Here is a 15,087-nt window from a genome sequence, read left to right as displayed (position 1 = left end):
CGGAGGGTCTGTCGACCAGTTCGGACCGGCTGTCACATTTCTCCGGTCTTGCCCCGCTTGAGTGCTGACCGACGATCAAGCACGCTCGGGTTGAGGGACCTTGGCCTGGTTGTGCGGCTCGTATACGTCTAGAGTGCCGATCGCGCGCCGAACGGAAGCCCGGGTTCCGGCCCGGCCCTTCGGCACGCCCACTTCCGGAAAGCAAGGAGCATGGCATGAAAGCGCACGTCAGCTCGATCCTCCTCGGCGTCCAGGACCTGGACCGCGCCAAGCGGTTCTACACCGAGGGCCTCGGCTGGAAGATCAAGAACGACTTCGGTGTCTCGGTGTTCTTCGAGTCGGACGGCGCCTCGCCGGTCGGCTTCTACGACCGCAAGGGTCTGGCCGACCAGGTGGGCACGGACGCCGGGGGCAGTGGCTTCAGCGGTGTGGTCCTGACCTACGTCGTCCGCAGCGAGGCGCGGGTGGACGAGATCATCGCGGAGGCGGCGGAGGCCGGCGCGACGATACTCAAGCCCGCCGGCGCCCTGCCGTGGGGCGGGTACGGCGGCAGCTTCGCCGACCTGGACGGCTACATCTGGAGCCTCGGCTACAGCGCCCCGGGCGCCGACCAGCCGTACGCGGAGTAGTCGCGATCGTCCGCTCGGACGGTTGCTGCCCGGGGCGGCGAGGCCCGCGCCGCGCCGCCCCGCGCCCGGCAGCCGCCCCGCGCCCCGTGGCCGCCCCGCAGCCCGGGGTGCGGCGGCCGCGGTGGCGCGGTGGCCGCGCCCGCCGCACGCCGGCCCGGCCGGGGCCCGGCCACCTGCGCGTACCAAGCCGGCTGGCGGTCGCGGGCCGCCCGGCCGAGGCTGATGGGGTGCAGGATCGGGCCGGTGGCGGTCCGACCGTGAGGCTGAGGCGGATCTCCCATGCAGCGTTTCCTCCAGGTGCGGGAGCGGGCGTCCGGCGGCGGGCCGAACCGCCGGGCCGGCCTCGCCGCGATCGCGCTCGCCGGTTCGGTGCTGGTCGCCGCCGGGTGCTCCTCGTCGTCGTCCACCGCCCCCTCGACCGCGTCCTCGCGCCCGTTCTCCCCGGACGCCGGCTCCTTCTCCGGAGAACTGCCCTCCTCGGTGGCCTCCGCCAAGTCCTCGCTGCTGGAATCGGCCTCGGCGGCCGCGTCCGCGGCGTCCGCCGCGGCCTCCCAGGCCGAGGCCTCGCGGTCGGCGGCGGCCGCCTCGTTCGAAGCGTCCGTCTCGGCACAGCTGGCCGCCGGCCGGGCCGAGGCGCAGTCGGTGCTGTCCGGGACGGCGGGTGCCGGCAACGCCCTGTCGGACATCACGCTGACCGGTCTGCCCAAGGCGCAGACCGCGGGCCTCAACGCCGCGCTGGTGACGGTGGTGAACAGTACGTCCTCGAAGGCCTCCTACGCGATCAAGGTGGAGTTCCTGGACGGCGACCAGGTGGTGGACACCACGATCCTGGGGATCAAGGACGTCGCCCCGGGCGCGACGGCCACGGCCACGGCCTTCAGCTCGCTCGACCGTGACAAGGCACTGGTGCCCAGGGTCGCCCAGGCCCAGCGGTACTGAGCGCGCGGCGACGACCCGGCCCGCGGCGGTCGCGGTCAGGCGGCGCCGGTCACGCCCGGGGCGATGTAGCGCCGGTGGAGCGGACGGAAGTCCATCTCCGGTTCGCCGGTGATGCCCGCCTCGGCGACCGCGGCCGCGAGCCGTTCGGCGAAGAACCGCTCGAAGGCGGCGCGTGACGTCCACACGTCGACCACGCGCAGCGCGTCCGGCTCGAACCAGGCCACGTGCATCAGGGCGCCCTCCGGGGCGCGCTCCTCCCAGCCCACCGCCACCCGGGTGGCGTCGTACTGCTCGGGTGTGACCCCGGTCCACCGCATCGACAGGACCTCGGCCATGGCGAACACCCGCTCTCGTCGCGCGCGCCCCCGGCGACCCGGAGGCGCCTCGTCTCCAGGAGACCGCAGAACACCGCCGACCGCACCCTGCCGCCCGGACTCGCGAGTCCGGCCCGGTGATTCCGGCCCCGTCACCCGTTCGGATGAACGCCGGGGCGGGGGGCAAGCCGGGCCGTCGACGAGGCCGAAGGCCCCACGTACGAGCCCGCGAGCGGCGGGCTCCCGGCCGGGACAGGAGCACGATGTCTCCAGAGCACATCGACACCCGGCTGCTGGTGGAACTCACCGAGCAGTCGCAGGACCTCAACAGCGACGCCTCGCGGATCACGCGGAGCGCGCTGGCCGACTTCGGGCAGGCGGTCGAGCCGGTCCGGCGCAGGTGGTGGGAGCGCGGCGGGACGCTCGCCGCCGCGGTCGGGACGGTCGCGCTCCTCGGCGGGCGCAGGGCTTTCGCCGCCGGCCCCTCGCCGTCGGGGTCCATGGCCGACGACATCATGGCGCTGCAGACCGCCGCCTCGATCGAGAACCTGGCGGTGAGCGTCTACCGGACCGCCGCCGGACTGCCGTTCGTCAAGGACGGCAACAGGACGGTGGCCGCGTTCATCGCGAAGACCACCCAGCAGCACGAGGCGCACGCCCAGGCGTTCAACGCCGCCGCCACCCAGGCGGGCGGCCAGGCCCAGAACGGCCCGGACCCCAAGTACAAGGCCGTGGTGGACCAGGCTCTGCCGGGCATCAAGGGCCCGGCGGACGTGGTGAAGCTGGCCATCACTCTGGAGGACGTGGCGGCGCAGACCTACACCAAGAACGTGTCCCAGGTGAGCAACGCCGACCTGCGCAAGCTCTTCGCCTCGGTGGCCCCGGTGGAGGCCCAGCACCGGGCCACCCTGCTGGCTGTGCAGGCGCTGCTGGCGGGCAACGCCGCCGACCTGGTCACCATCCCGGTGGACCCGTCCAAGCTGCCCGCGGCGGCCGGCAGCGTCGGCTTCCCCGACGCCTTTTACCACACCGACAACGCTTCCCCGATCAGCGAAGGGGCCGTGAAGTGACGACCACCGAGGGCGGCTGGGCACTCCCCATCAGCGAGGGCGAACTCGCGGGCCTGACCCGCGAGATGCACGAGGCGCACCAGGAGACGCTGCCGGCCATGCGGGCCGGGGCCCTGGACCTGGCGGAGGAGGTCCGGGCGCGCGCGGCCGGCGGCCCGCGCGACCCGGGCCGGCGCCGGTTCCTGCTCGGCGCCGGTGGCGCGGCCGCCGCGCTGACCCTGGCCGCCTGCTCCAGCAGCGGGTCCGGCAGCTCGCCGGCGGCGGCCCCGAGCTCGCCGTCCGGCTCGGCACCCGGCTCGCCGTCCGGCCCGCCCTCCGGGCAGTACACCGGTGACCTCAAGGTCGTCGCGCTGGCCACCGCGCTGGAGAACCAGGCCGTGGGGGCCTACCAGGCCGCCCTGGACGCCGCGAAGGCGGGTCGGCTCGGTACCGTCCCCCCGGCGGTCGCGAGCTTCATCACCACCGCGATGGGCCAGCACGCCGACCACGCCAAGGTCTGGAACTCCGTCCTGACCGGTGCCGGGAAGCCCGCCATCACCGATGTGCCGCTGTCCAACCAGCCGGCCACCCTCCAGGCCCTGGGCGCGGCCACCGACGTCGCCACCGTCGCGAAGCTCGCCCTGTCGCTGGAGGACCAGGCCGCCCAGACCTACCTGTTCGCGACCTACAACGTCACCAGCCCCGGCGGGATCGCCACCGCCGCCACCATCGCTCCCGTCGAGGCGATGCACGCCGCGATCCTGAACTACGTGCTGGGGCAGTACCCCGTCCCCGACGACTTCCTGCCCGTCGACCGGGCCGCCGGTCCCGGCCTGCTCACCGTCTGAGCGGAGCGGCCCGAAGACCGGTGCGGGCCCGGGCGCGGGATGTCGAGTCCCTCGCGCCCGGGCCCGCACCTCCGCCCGCCCCCGCCCCCGCCCCCGGCCGTGGCGGGGCGCGGCGGGCAGCGACGGGTCTCGCGGGACCGCGACGCCCCGCGAGGGACCGCCACGACCCGCCAGGGACCGGGCGGGCGACGGGTCTCAGCCGAGGTCGCCGGCCGCCACGTCGACGCCCGCCGCGTCGCGGCCCGCGACCAGGTGGGCGGTGCCGTCGGCCAGGCGGTAGGACAGCCCGACCACGGCGGTGGTGCCCGCGGCGACCGCCTCGGAGAGGGAGCGGGAACGCTCCAGCAGCAGGTCGACGGTGTGCCGGACGTGCTCCGCGATGAAGTCCGCGTCCTCGGTGTGCCCGGCGGCGTTGGCGGCCAGCACGCTCGGGGTCACCCGTTCGACGACGTCCCGCACGTAGCCGGGCGCCGTGGTGCCGGCCGCCACGGCGGCCCGGGTGGCGGCGACGGCCCCGCAGGAGTCGTGGCCCAGCACCACCACCAGGGGGGCGCCGAGCACGCTGACGCCGTACTCGATGCTGCCGAGCACCTCCGGCCCCGTGACGTGGCCCGCGGTGCGCACCACGAACATGTCACCGAGCCCCTGGTCGAAGATGATCTCGGCGGCGAGGCGGGAGTCGGAGCAGCCGAACAGCACCGCGAACGGTGCCTGGGCGGGCGCGGTCTCGGTCCGCCGGGCGGCGTCCTGGTTCGGGTGCTCGGGTATCCCGGTGACGAACCGGTGGTTCCCGGCCAGCAGCGTCTCGAGGGCTTCCCGGGGCGTCAGGGACTGTGTGTCGGTCATGGCCGCAGACTATGACGTCCCCGTCCGCGCGTCGTGGGCGGTACCGCCCACCGGGTCGTGGACGGCGGTGGAGGGACGGGCCGACGGCGAACGAGGACCGGCCGCCGGCGGACCTCGCCGCCGCGCCCCGCCGGCGTAAACCGGCCGGTCAGGCCAGCGGCAGCAGCATCAGGGGCGCGCCGGTGGGACGGGCCGAGCCGCCGTAGGGCTCCTCGGTCACCCCGACCCCGACGGCGCCGCCGACGCGGCCGGTGAGCAGCAGCTGCCCGTCGCCCGCGGGCAGCAGGCCGGCCGGACGCATCGTGCCGCCGTCGCTGAACCAGAGCTGGTAGGTCCGCCCCGGCGGCAGCACGGGCAGGCCGGTGACGAGGAACGCCGCCTGCTCCCGACCGGCCGACCACACCACCGTGCCGACGGCCGGGCCGGAGACCGCGGTGGAGGTGCGCGCGTCCGGGGCGGTCAGGAGGCCGTTGACGGCCGCCTGCTGCTCCCCCCGGACGCGCGCCCGCGCCTCGGCCCGGTCGGCCCGGCCGTGCTGCTGCACGGCGAGGGCGCCGAGCGCCGCCGCCAGGGCCAGGCACGCGGCCACCGCGGTGCGGGAGAGGCGTGGCCCCGGTCGCGACGCGCGCCGGAGCCGGGCGGCGGGCGCGGTCCGCGGCGGGAGCTGGCGGATCTCCCCGAGGCCGGCCAGCACCCGTGCCTTGAGCGCGGGAGGCGGCTCCACCGACTCGGCGGCCCCGAGCCGGGCCGCCGTCACCTCGAACTCGGCGACCTCCAGCGCACAGGCCGGGCACCGGGCGAGGTGCCGCTCGAACGCGGCCCGCTCCTCCTCGGGCAGGGCGTGCACGGCGTACGCGCCGGTGAGGGCGTGCAGGTCGGGTGCCGCGTTCATGAACCGACCCCCAGGCAGTCGCGCAGGCGGATCAGACCGTCCCGCATCCGGGTCTTGACGGTGCCGAGCGGGGCGCCCAGCATCTCGGCGACCTCGGGGTAGGTGTACCCCCGGTAGTACGCCAGGGTGACCGATTCGCGCTGGAGCCGGGTCAGCGAATCCAGGCACCCGCGGACCTGCTCGCGCTCCAGCCGGCCCTCGACCTGCTCGGCGACCTCGTCGAACGCGGGTGTGTGCGAGCGGGCGGCCACCTTCTGCTCCCGGTCGGCGGCCGCCTGCGCCGTCCGCACCCGGTCCACCGCCCGCCGGTGGGCCATCGTCAGCACCCACGCCATCACCTCGCCGCGTTGCGGTTCGTACCTGGCGGCGGTGCGCCACAGCTCGAACATCACCTCCTGGGCGACCTCCTCCGACTGCGCCGGATCCCTCAGCACCCGCCGGACCAGACCCAGCATCGGTGCGGCCACCGCGTCGTACAGCCGGGAGAAGGCCTCCTGGTCGCCGAGCGCCGTCCTGGCGACCAGTTCCTTCAGGTCCGGGCCCCGGTACCGAGGGCCCGAGAGGTACACGACGGCGTTCACCGGCCCGTCCCCCCGCGACCGGCGGCACCCCTGGCCGCGATCGACTGCCGGGGCCTGCCGCCGGGTCGGCAGCTGCGCATGAAGACCTCCTGGGTCCAGTGGGAAAGCACTCCGTCGTCATTCGCGGCTGCCGGGCGGGCGGATTGCTCCGGAAACCGGAAGCCGAACCCGAACCTGCAGTCCGGAACGCGGGGAGCCGTCTCGCACAGTGGCCGGGTACTCGTCCCCGGTCGCGGCCTCGGTTAGAGTCCCTGGCATGACCCTGCTCGTGAGCCGTCGCCATGTCGACCATGGTCGTGCCACCACCACGAGCTGTCGCCACGTCGCCTGACGCGGCCCGTACTTCGCCGACGCCTCGGCCGCCGCACGAGACCGGCCGCCCCGGAACCCGAGCCGATCGGCCCCGTTCCTGTCCGCACGCACGCACAAACCTGCACCCCCGCGCACGTACCTGAGTACGCGTGCGGTGCGTCCGCGTGCCGCGCACGAGCGGGACGGCACGGCCACGGTTCCCCCTTTCCCCCTCGACCCCAGGAACGGGATTCCTCCATGTGCCCGCGCACCCGACGCGCCGTCCGTACCGCACTGACCCTCGCCGCCGCGGCTGTGCTCTGCACGCCCACCACCGCCGCCCAGGGAGCCGGCGGCACCTTCGGGCCGCTGCCGCCGTCGAACCCCGCCACCGCCGCGAACGGCACCGCGACGATGCACGGCGACAGCGCTTCCAGCGACACCACGCCCTACCCAGGGCCCGGCAGCGGCGCCGTCGACTGGAGCCGCACGGCGCTCGCCTCGGCCTGCCCGACTGTGGTGATCGGCAGCGACCGACGCCCGGTGGTCCTCTGCACCACGATCTTCGGGCAGACCCCGACCGTGCACCTGCTCGACCCCGGGAGCGGCGCCGACCTCGCCTCCCTGGCACTGCCCAAGGGCAGCCTGTTCGGCGGGGTCTACGCCTACCTCGACCACGCGGACGCCCTGGTCCTCGTGGACGGCGGCAACGACCTGCTGCGGATAGGCCATCACCCCACCGCCGACGGATGGGAGCTGACGGTGGACGAGCGGACCCCGCTCGGGGCGGCCGTCCCGGCCGGGGACAACATCGTCGGTCTCAGCCCCGGCTGGGACGGCCGGGTGTGGTTCGCCACCGGCGGCGGAACCGTCGGCACGGTCGACACCACCACCGGCGCGGTCCGGACCCTCAGCACCGGTGAGGGCGTGCAGAACAGCATCTCCACCGTCCCCGGCCACACCGCCGTCGCCACCGACCACGCGCTCTACCTGCTGACCGAGTCCGCCGACGGCACCCCGACCGTCGAGTGGCGCGCCCCCTACGACCGGGGCCCCGGCCGCAAGCCCGGCCAGCTGAGCTGGGGGACGGGCGCGACGCCCAGCTTCTTCGGCCCCGGGACCGGCACCGAGTACGTCACCGTCACCGACAATGCCGCGCCGCACGAGAACCTGCTCGTCTACCGGGTCGCCGGCGGCCCGACTCCGGTCTGCAGCACGCCCGTGCTCACCCAGTTCCCCGCGAGCGGGACCGAGGACGCCGTCATCGCCTCCGGCCGCAGCGTCTTCGTCACCAACACCTACGGCTACCCGTACCCCGCCCTCCCGGCCGGGGCGCCCGCCAGTTTTCCGGCCTCGGCCGGGTTCGACGGCGGAATGACCCGCGTCGACCTCGATGCCGACGGCAACGGCTGCCACCCGGTGTGGAACAGCAAGGTCAAGTCGGCCGCGCTGCCGCGGCTCTCACTGGGCGACGGGAAGATCTACACCTTCACGGTCAGCGGCCCGACCGGCACGGTGGGGGCGCAGACCTTCGCCTCCTACTCCTACGCCACCGTCGATCCCGGGACCGGCGCCCAGCTCTCCAGCTCCTGGATCGGTCTCGGGCTGCTCTACAACCCGCTGCAGATGACCGGCACCACCGGACCGGACGGAACGCTCTACCAGGGTACCGAGACCGGCGTGATCAGGGTGACCCGCCGCTGACGCGACCGGGACGACCGACGCGACCGGGACGACCGACGCCACTGACGTGACGCGACTCGACGCGACTCGACTCGACTCGACGCGACGGCTGCGGCACGGCGGAGGCCGGCGGGCCCGTCCCTCCTCCGGGACGGGTCCGTCGGCCTCGGTCCGTGAGGGCTACGCCTGCTTCGGAACCCTCACCCCGGCCGCCCGTGTCGTCCGGCTCCGTACCGGAACGACCGGTCGGCCGACCGCCGTCGCCCGGCGCGGGTCCCCCGGGCCCGGCGCCGGCGCCGGCCCGCTCGGGGTCGGGCCGGTCGGGGTCGGTCCGGTGCGTCCGGCGTCGGGCGTGCCGGGGGACTTCGCATGCTTGGCCGCATCGACGGAACCCGGTCCGTGGATGGTGAGTTCGAAGTCCTGGTGCGCCTTGGCGTCCGGCGCGAACGGCAGGCGGATCCGCCCGTCCGCGACCAGCCGGCGCACCTCGGCCCGGCTCAGGCCGAGGCCGAGCTGGAGCAGCCGCTCCACCCGGACCGGTGCGGGCAGTTGGAAGCGCACCCGCACCGGGAGCGGGTTCGGGTCGTCCAGCGCGTACAGCGGCATGCGGGTCTCCAGCCGCCACGTCCCGGTCCAGTCGAGCCGGTACCGGTTCTTCGCCGCGAGCGACGCGCTGGTCATCAACTCCCGCACCACCGAAGGGTCGTTGATCTCGTACGCCACCAGCCGGTCCGGCTCCAGCGACGAGACGTGGGCACGCTCGTGGACGGGCACCTTCGAGGTCCGGTCGCACGTGGCGCAGCTCAGCAGCAGCCACACGTCGAGCATCTTGCCGCTCGCGTTGACGCGGATCTTCCCCGAGGCGCGGTGCCGCGTGCCGGGGCAGTCCGGACAGGGCCGGACGACTGCGGGCAGGGCGGACTGACGCACGGCCCACAGGGCCTTGCGGTCGGTATTCATGAGTGTTGGGTGCTTTCAGGACTCAGCAGGAGGGCGTGCCGAACTCACTCGGCGGCTCCCGCTCTGCGACGGATGCTCACGAGGGGCGCGACCCATCGCCCCGGGGCCGGACCGTCAGGCTCCGAGGTCGATCGCGCGACAGGTACGTACTACGTGGCGGTCAGCAAAAGTCCATGCGGGAGATGATGATCGGGACGGCGGCCGGGGGCAACCGAATTTCCCGTGCCCACCCCACCCCTTAGCACAGTGGGGCCGTCCCGGGGCGGTTGTGCCGGGAATCCCCGGCTCTTCCGCCGAAGCCCGACGGGGCCGTGCGCCGCGCGTCTACAGTCGCCAGCCTGTCGCCACAGGTGGTGGCGCGACGGCTCGGCACAGGGAGGCCCGTCCATGGCCGACGAGTTCCAGCGGCGCAAGCTCCGCAATGTCTTCGCCGCGTTCGACACCGACGGGGACGGCTGCCTCCGGCAGCACGACTTCGTGGCCCTGGCGGAGCGCTGGGGGCGGCTGCCGGCCGTCCGGCGGGACCCGGCGCTGGGTGCGCGGGTCGACGCGCTCATGCTGGGCTGGTGGGACCACCTGCTCACGGTCGCGGACGCCGACCACGACGGCAAGGTCGACATGGAGGAGTTCCTGACCCTCGTCGACCGGCTCCCCGCCCTGCGGGACGTGGTCACCGCGACCGCCGACACCGTCTTCGACGCGGTGGACGAGAACGGCGACGGCCGGATCTCCCGCGCCGAACACGGCCGGCTCGTCGACATCTGGCACGGCCGGACGGTGCCGACCGACGACGTCTTCGACCTGCTGGACCTGGACGGCGACGGCTACCTCAGCCGACCGGAGTTCGCCCTCCTGTGGGAGCAGTTCTGGATCAGCGCCGACCCGTCCGACCCCGGCAACGCGATGTGCGGCCGGATCCCGGAGCAGTGACCGCGGTCGCCGGGCCGAGGTCGCCCGGTCCGGGCCGGGCAGACCGGGGCCCGTGCCGCCCGCGCGGTGCGGGGGCGGCACGGGCCTCAGGGGCGGAGCGTCAGCGCGCTCCGGCGGCCGGGGCCGGACCGACCAGTTCCTTGAGGACGTCCTCCATGGTGACCAGGCCGAGCGGGGTCCCGTCGGCCGTGACCGCCGCCGCGAGGTGGGTGCCGGAGCGGCGCATCGCGGTCAGGACGTCGTCGAGGGGCATCGCCGCCGGGACGCGGGCGATCGGACGGAGCGTGCCGGGCGGGAACGGCCGGTCGCGGGTGCCGTCGTGCTCGAGGGCGTCCTTGATGTGCAGGTAGCCGTCCACCCGCTGGTCCGGGCCGAGCACCGGGAAGCGCGAGAAGCCGGTGCGAGCGGCGAGCTGCTCCAGTTGCGCCGGGGTGGTGCCGGGGCCGGCGAAGACGATCCGCTCGCGCGGCGTGACGACCTCGGAGACGGGCCGGGAGCCCAGCTCCAGGGCGTCGCGCAGCAGCTCGGTGTCCCGGGCGCTGAGCAGTTCCGCGTCCGAGGAGTCCTTGACCATCCGGGCGAGCTCGTCCTCGGTGAACACCGAGGCCACCTCGTCCTTGGGCTCGACCCTGAGCAGGCGCAGGATCCGGTTGGCGAAGCCGTTGATCGAGAAGACGACCGGTCGCACCGCCCGGCAGGTGGCCACCAGCGGCGGCACCAGCAGCAGGGCGGCCCGCTCGGGCGCGGCGAGCGCGAGGTTCTTCGGGATCATCTCGCCGAGCAGCATGTGCAGATAGGTCGCCGTTCCCAGCGCGATGACGAAGGCGACCGGGTGGATCAGGCCCTCCGGCACGCCCAGGCTGTGGAACGGCGGCTCCAGCAGGTGGGCGATCGCCGGTTCGGCGACCATGCCGAGCACCAGCGAGGAGACGGTGATGCCGAGCTGGGCGGTGGCCAGCATGGCAGAGACGTGCTCCAGGCCCCAGATGACGGTGCGGGCCCGGCGGTCACCGGCCTCGGCGAGAGGTTCGACCTGGCTGCGCCGCACCGAGATGAGGGCGAACTCGCCGCCGACGAAGAAGGCATTGGCCACGATGGTGAGCAGGCCGACGATCAGCTGGACCGCGGTCATCGGTTCCCCTCCTCGCGCTCGGAGCGCTTCTCGGAGCGGTGCTCGGGCCGGTGCTCGGGACGGCGCTCGGGACGGCGCTCGGTGCGGTCCTCGTCCGGGGAGTCGGCGGGCTCGGGGGCGGTGATCCGCACCCGCTCGGCGACGTGGTGGGCGACGGCGCCGACCTCCAGGGTCCAGCCGTCGACCTCGACGGTGTCGCCGACCTCCGGGATCCGGCCCAGCCGCTCGGCGATCAGGCCGGCCAGCGTCTCGTACGGGCCCTCGGGCACCGGCATGCCGATCGCCTCGAGCTCGTCGGCGCGGGTGATGCCGTCGGAGTCCCACCGGTGCCGGCCGTCGTCGGCGGTGCCGAGGTCGACCAGGTCGGGGGTTCCGGTGGGGTCGTGCTCGTCGCGGACCTCGCCGACGACCTCCTCGACGATGTCCTCCAGGGTGACGATGCCGGCGGTGCCGCCGTACTCGTCGATGACCACGGCGAGGGTCTCCTCGCCGCGCATCCGGTCCAGGAGGCGGTCGACGGTGAGGCTCTCGGGGACCAGCATCGGTTCGGTCATCAGCGCCGAGACCCCCTGGGTCGCCCGCCGCTCCACGGGCACGCCGAGCGCGTCCTTGATGTGGACGGTGCCGACGACGTGGTCGAGGCTGTCCCGGTAGACCGGGAAGCGGGACAGGCCGGTGGCCCGGGTGAGGTCGGCGACATCGGCCGCGGTGGCGTGCTCCGCCAGGGCCTGGACGTCCACCCGGGGCTTCATGACGTTCTCCGCCGTCAGCTCGCGCAGGTTGAGCGAGCGGATGAACAGCTCGGCGGTGTCGGGCTCCATGACGCCCTCGCGGGCGGAGTGCCGGGCGAGCGCGACCAGTTCCTGCGGGGTGCGGGCGGAGGCGAGGTGCTCCGCCGGCTCCAGGCCGAATCGCCGGACGACGCGGTTGGCGCTGTTGTTCAGGTGGCCGATGAACGGCGCGAAGGCGGCCGAGAACCAGTACTGCGGGGCGGCCACCACCTTGGCGACCGCCAGGGGCCGGGAGATCGCCCAGTTCTTGGGCACGAGTTCGCCGGCGACCATCAGCACGACGGTCGACAGCAGCACGCCGAGGACGAGCGAGCCGGTCTCGGCGGCGGCCTCGGGCAGGCCGACGGCCTCCAGCGGGCCGCGGAGCAGCGCGGCCACCGAGGGCTGCGCGATCATGCCGATCACCAGGCTGGTGATGGTGATGCCCAGTTGGGCACCGGAGAGCTGGAAGGTGAGGCGCCGGACGGCCTTGAGTGCGGTCGCGGCGCCCCGCTCACCGGCTTCGGCAGCCCGCTCGACGGCGGCGCGCTCCACGGTGGTGAGGGAGAACTCCGCGGCGACGAACAGGGCGCAGGCCGCGGTCAGGAGCAGGGCCAGGACCAGCAGGAGCACCTCGGTCACCGGGTCACCCCCGCCCGGGTCGGCGCGTGCGGGGGGCGGGGAACTGCTGGGTGCTGACTGGGAGGTTCGTCCATCGCGGGGACCGCGACTCCTTCGTGCGGGGGATGATCGGTTCTACAGAAGTGTAAAGGAATGGCAAATCAGTGCGGCGTAAGGCCCGGGTCGCCACGCGTTCCCGCGCGCGTGCCGACCCGGGCCGGGCGGTGTCACGCCGCCCGGCGGCGCCGGAAGATCGCCCGCAGGGCGAGCACGATCGCGACGATCAGCCCGATCACGAAGAGCACGATCAGCAGGACGACGACGATCACGGCGATGCCGAGCTTCTTGAAGAAGCCGCCCTTCTTCTTCTCGTCCTTCTTGTCGCCCGCCGCGAGGGCGGTGCCGTGGAAGGCGGCGGGGGCGGCGGGCGCGACGACGGCGACGCCGGCGGCCGGCCCGGCCGGGGCGACCGCCGCCCCGGCCCGGGCGACGGCGGGGGAGACCGGGGCGGCCAGGGCCGCGGCGGGCGCGCCCAGCACCAGCCCGGCGGCGACGAGGGCGGGGGCGACCTTCGCGAATATGCGCGACTTCACTGCTTCTCCTGTCGTTCGGTGCTCGGCGTGACGTGACCGGACCGGGTCCTCCGTCAGCCGACTTCTACAGCACTGTAGATGATCTCCCTGAACGAGTACCGCGACGGGTCGGCAGGCCGGCGGGCCGATGGCGGCGGGTCGGCCGTCGGCTGCCCGGTTCTCCGCGAAACGCCCCGTTCACCGTACGTTGACGCACCGTTGGTGATATCGATTGTCGGAGGACGGACAAGAAAAGTGCCGAAGCGGCACGAACGACCAGAAGGGAGCGACCTCGTGACGACGACCCAGCACCCGCGCGGCATCCGCCCGCGCCTGCTGAACACCCTGGTGGCGGCGCTGTGCGGGATCCTCGGGGCCACCGCGCTCGCGTCCCCCGCACAGGCCGCCGACACGCGCCGGCCGGTCTACGCCGTCGCGCACCGGGTGGACACCCTGGACGGGGTGGACGCCGCGATCGGCCACGGCGCCAACGCCATCGAGATCGACGTCTGCGCCTGGTGGAACCCGAACGAGTGGCGCGCCTGGCACGACTGCTCCTCGGCCGGCGAGAACCGCCTCGGGCCCAGCTTCGACAGCATGCTGGACCGCATCCTCTCCCATGCCGCCGCGGGCCGCCGGCTGTCACTGGTCTGGCTGGACATCAAGGACCCGAACTACTGCGGCGAGGCGCCGAACCGCACCTGCAGCGTCGCCGGTCTGCGCGACAAGGCCCAGCGGCTGACGGCCGCCGGGATCCAGGTGCTCTACGGCTTCTTCGAGTACCACGGCGGCAGCACCCCGGACGTCGGCGGCCGGGGCTGGCAGAGCCTCGCGGGCCGGCTCGGTCCCCTGGAGGGCATCACCACGACCGGCACCCGCGACCAGGTGGTCGGCGCCTTCGACCGCTCCGGCTCCGGCTTCCCGGCCGGCCGGCGGGTGATGGACTACGGGGACAGCGACATCACCAAGGGCTTCGGCAACTGCACCGAGGCCACCTGGAACACCTGCGCCGAACTGAAGAAGGGCGCCGCCGACCGGGCCGCCGGCCGACTGGCGGCCACCTTCTCCTGGACGACCACCTACAACGACCCCTGGTACGTCGACAAGCTCCTCGGCGACGCCCGGGTGGACGGCATCATCGCGGGCTACGGCGCCTTCACCGGCGTGCGCGAGTACGACAACAGCTGGCAGTGCGCCAACGCCGTCAATCTCGTCCGCGACTGGGTCGGCCGCCACAGCGGCACCCACCGGATGGCGAACAGCGGCGACCGGCTGTTCCGGTAGGGCACGCCCCCGTCTCATGTGGTGCCACTGTGGCGCCACATGGACTGGACATGGCGCCATCGCTTGCGCCATGCTGATGCCAAGGGGAAATGCGCGCTCCCGGCCCGGTGGTCGGGGCGCGCGTTCCGGGGGAGCGGGAACCGGAGGGGGCGGATCGTGGCGGCAGTACGGCGCCGGGGGCGGGCGGAGGTCGGGGGCCTGGTGGCCTTCGCCCGCTTCGTGGTCTGCGGCGGCGGGGTGGGAGTCACCGCGAGCTTCGCCGTGGCGGCCCTGGCCTCGTGGCTCCCGCAGGTCCCCTGGGTCCTGGTCAACGCGCTGGTCACCGTGGTCTCCACGCTGCTCGCGACCGAGCTGCACGCCCGCTTCACCTTCGGCGCGGGCGGCCGCGCGACCTGGCGGCAGCACGTCCAGTCGGCCGGATCGGCGGCGGCCGCGTACGCGGTGACCTGCTCGGCAGTGCTCGTCCTGCACCAGGTGGTGGCACGGCCCGGCGCTCTCGCCGAGCAGGCCGTCTACCTCTCGGCCTCCGCGCTCGCGGGCGTGGCCAGGTTCGCGGTGCTGCGCCTGGTCGTGTTCGCACGCACCCGGTCGGCGGTCGCGACCGCGGCCCGCCCCCTGAGCGTCGCCGTCGCCCGGGCCCCGATCGCGGCCGCCGACCCGACGGGACTCTGCCGCGCGGCCTGAGCGCCGGCCCGGGGTGCGCGGCGCGGCCCGAGCACCGGGCCGCGCCGCGCACCGCCATCGGC

At 74.2% G+C, this 15,087-nt stretch carries 16 protein-coding genes; 8 read left to right on the top strand and 8 right to left on the bottom strand.

Annotated elements, in window-relative coordinates; translation table 11 throughout:
- Positions 1-215 precede the first annotated feature (215 nt).
- Both BLU95_RS03865 and BLU95_RS03860 read left to right on the top strand, forming a co-directional pair.
- Positions 216-629 (top strand): VOC family protein, encoded by a 414-nt coding sequence (locus BLU95_RS03865; protein WP_093858698.1) that lies wholly within the window; start codon positions 216-218, stop codon positions 627-629.
- A 279-nt stretch (positions 630-908) separates the two neighbouring features.
- Positions 909-1,568 carry a hypothetical protein gene (locus BLU95_RS03860; RefSeq protein ID WP_093858697.1) on the top strand — a complete coding sequence of 220 codons (660 nt, stop codon included), beginning with the start codon at positions 909-911 and terminating at the stop codon, positions 1,566-1,568.
- A gap of 35 nt (positions 1,569-1,603) precedes the next feature.
- Here the strand turns inward: BLU95_RS03860 and BLU95_RS03855 are convergent, their stop codons facing one another.
- Complete coding sequence (locus tag BLU95_RS03855) at positions 1,604-1,903, bottom strand: hypothetical protein (RefSeq protein ID WP_093864619.1); 300 nt, start codon at positions 1,901-1,903, stop codon at positions 1,604-1,606.
- A 242-nt stretch (positions 1,904-2,145) separates the two neighbouring features.
- Between BLU95_RS03855 and BLU95_RS03850 the strand changes: the two genes are divergently transcribed.
- Positions 2,146-2,952, top strand: a complete 807-nt coding sequence (locus BLU95_RS03850; protein ID WP_093858696.1) for a ferritin-like domain-containing protein — start codon at positions 2,146-2,148, stop codon at positions 2,950-2,952.
- Entirely contained in the window at positions 2,949-3,779 is an 831-nt protein-coding gene (locus BLU95_RS03845) for a ferritin-like domain-containing protein (RefSeq protein ID WP_231978264.1), read from the top strand. Before BLU95_RS03850 ends, BLU95_RS03845 begins: the two co-directional genes overlap by 4 nt.
- Before the next feature lie 195 nt (positions 3,780-3,974).
- Here BLU95_RS03845 and BLU95_RS03840 read toward each other — a convergent pair whose 3' ends face one another.
- The 3 genes from BLU95_RS03840 to BLU95_RS03830 all read right to left on the bottom strand — a co-directional run bounded on the left by BLU95_RS03840 (position 3,975) and on the right by BLU95_RS03830 (position 6,098).
- On the bottom strand, positions 3,975-4,625 hold the full coding sequence (locus BLU95_RS03840; RefSeq protein ID WP_093858695.1) for a carbonic anhydrase: 651 nt from the start codon (positions 4,623-4,625) through the stop codon (positions 3,975-3,977).
- 148 nt (positions 4,626-4,773) lie between these two features.
- A complete protein-coding gene (locus BLU95_RS03835) occupies positions 4,774-5,517 on the bottom strand; it encodes an anti-sigma factor (protein ID WP_093858694.1) in 744 nt (247 codons plus the stop codon).
- Complete coding sequence (locus BLU95_RS03830) at positions 5,514-6,098, bottom strand: sigma-70 family RNA polymerase sigma factor (RefSeq protein WP_093858693.1); 585 nt, start codon at positions 6,096-6,098, stop codon at positions 5,514-5,516. Before BLU95_RS03830 ends, BLU95_RS03835 begins: the two co-directional genes overlap by 4 nt.
- A 549-nt stretch (positions 6,099-6,647) precedes the next feature.
- On the opposite strand from BLU95_RS03830, the gene BLU95_RS03825 reads away from it, so the two are divergent.
- The gene (locus BLU95_RS03825; RefSeq protein WP_093858692.1) at positions 6,648-8,093 is read left to right on the top strand and encodes a hypothetical protein; all 1,446 of its coding nucleotides are present in this window, start codon (positions 6,648-6,650) and stop codon (positions 8,091-8,093) included.
- Positions 8,094-8,252: 159 nt separating this feature from the next.
- On the opposite strand, the gene BLU95_RS03820 is transcribed toward BLU95_RS03825, so the two are convergent.
- Entirely contained in the window at positions 8,253-9,032 is a 780-nt protein-coding gene (locus tag BLU95_RS03820) for a DUF1062 domain-containing protein (protein WP_231978263.1), read from the bottom strand.
- A gap of 387 nt (positions 9,033-9,419) precedes the next feature.
- Here BLU95_RS03820 and BLU95_RS03815 point away from each other — a divergent pair, with 387 nt between their 5' ends.
- A complete protein-coding gene (locus BLU95_RS03815; RefSeq protein ID WP_093858691.1) occupies positions 9,420-9,962 on the top strand; it encodes an EF-hand domain-containing protein in 543 nt (180 codons plus the stop codon).
- Positions 9,963-10,062: 100 nt separating this feature from the next.
- Here the strand turns inward: BLU95_RS03815 and BLU95_RS03810 are convergent, their stop codons facing one another.
- The 3 genes from BLU95_RS03810 to BLU95_RS43205 all read right to left on the bottom strand — a co-directional run bounded on the left by BLU95_RS03810 (position 10,063) and on the right by BLU95_RS43205 (position 13,078).
- Positions 10,063-11,094, bottom strand: coding sequence for a hemolysin family protein (locus tag BLU95_RS03810; protein WP_093858690.1), 1,032 nt, complete (start codon positions 11,092-11,094; stop codon positions 10,063-10,065).
- Complete coding sequence (locus BLU95_RS03805) at positions 11,091-12,506, bottom strand: hemolysin family protein (protein WP_093858689.1); 1,416 nt, start codon at positions 12,504-12,506, stop codon at positions 11,091-11,093. The genes BLU95_RS03810 and BLU95_RS03805 overlap by 4 nt, the downstream gene beginning before the upstream one ends.
- Positions 12,507-12,712: 206 nt before the next feature.
- Positions 12,713-13,078, bottom strand: coding sequence for a hypothetical protein (locus BLU95_RS43205; protein ID WP_093858688.1), 366 nt, complete (start codon positions 13,076-13,078; stop codon positions 12,713-12,715).
- Positions 13,079-13,351: 273 nt separating this feature from the next.
- Between BLU95_RS43205 and BLU95_RS03795 the strand changes: the two genes are divergently transcribed.
- The gene (locus BLU95_RS03795) at positions 13,352-14,341 is read left to right on the top strand and encodes a PI-PLC domain-containing protein (protein WP_231978261.1); all 990 of its coding nucleotides are present in this window, start codon (positions 13,352-13,354) and stop codon (positions 14,339-14,341) included.
- Between the two features lie 156 nt (positions 14,342-14,497).
- Positions 14,498-15,025, top strand: a complete 528-nt coding sequence (locus BLU95_RS03790) for a GtrA family protein (RefSeq protein WP_173862000.1) — start codon at positions 14,498-14,500, stop codon at positions 15,023-15,025.
- The last annotated feature ends 62 nt before the right edge of the window (positions 15,026-15,087 follow it).

Origin of the sequence: Streptomyces sp. TLI_053, from assembly GCF_900105395.1 — a bacterium.
In the GTDB taxonomy this organism is placed as follows: Bacteria; Actinomycetota; Actinomycetes; order Streptomycetales; family Streptomycetaceae; genus Kitasatospora.
The sequence above is the reverse complement of the archived record's forward strand: the minus strand, read 5'-3'. Positions and strand labels throughout refer to the sequence as shown.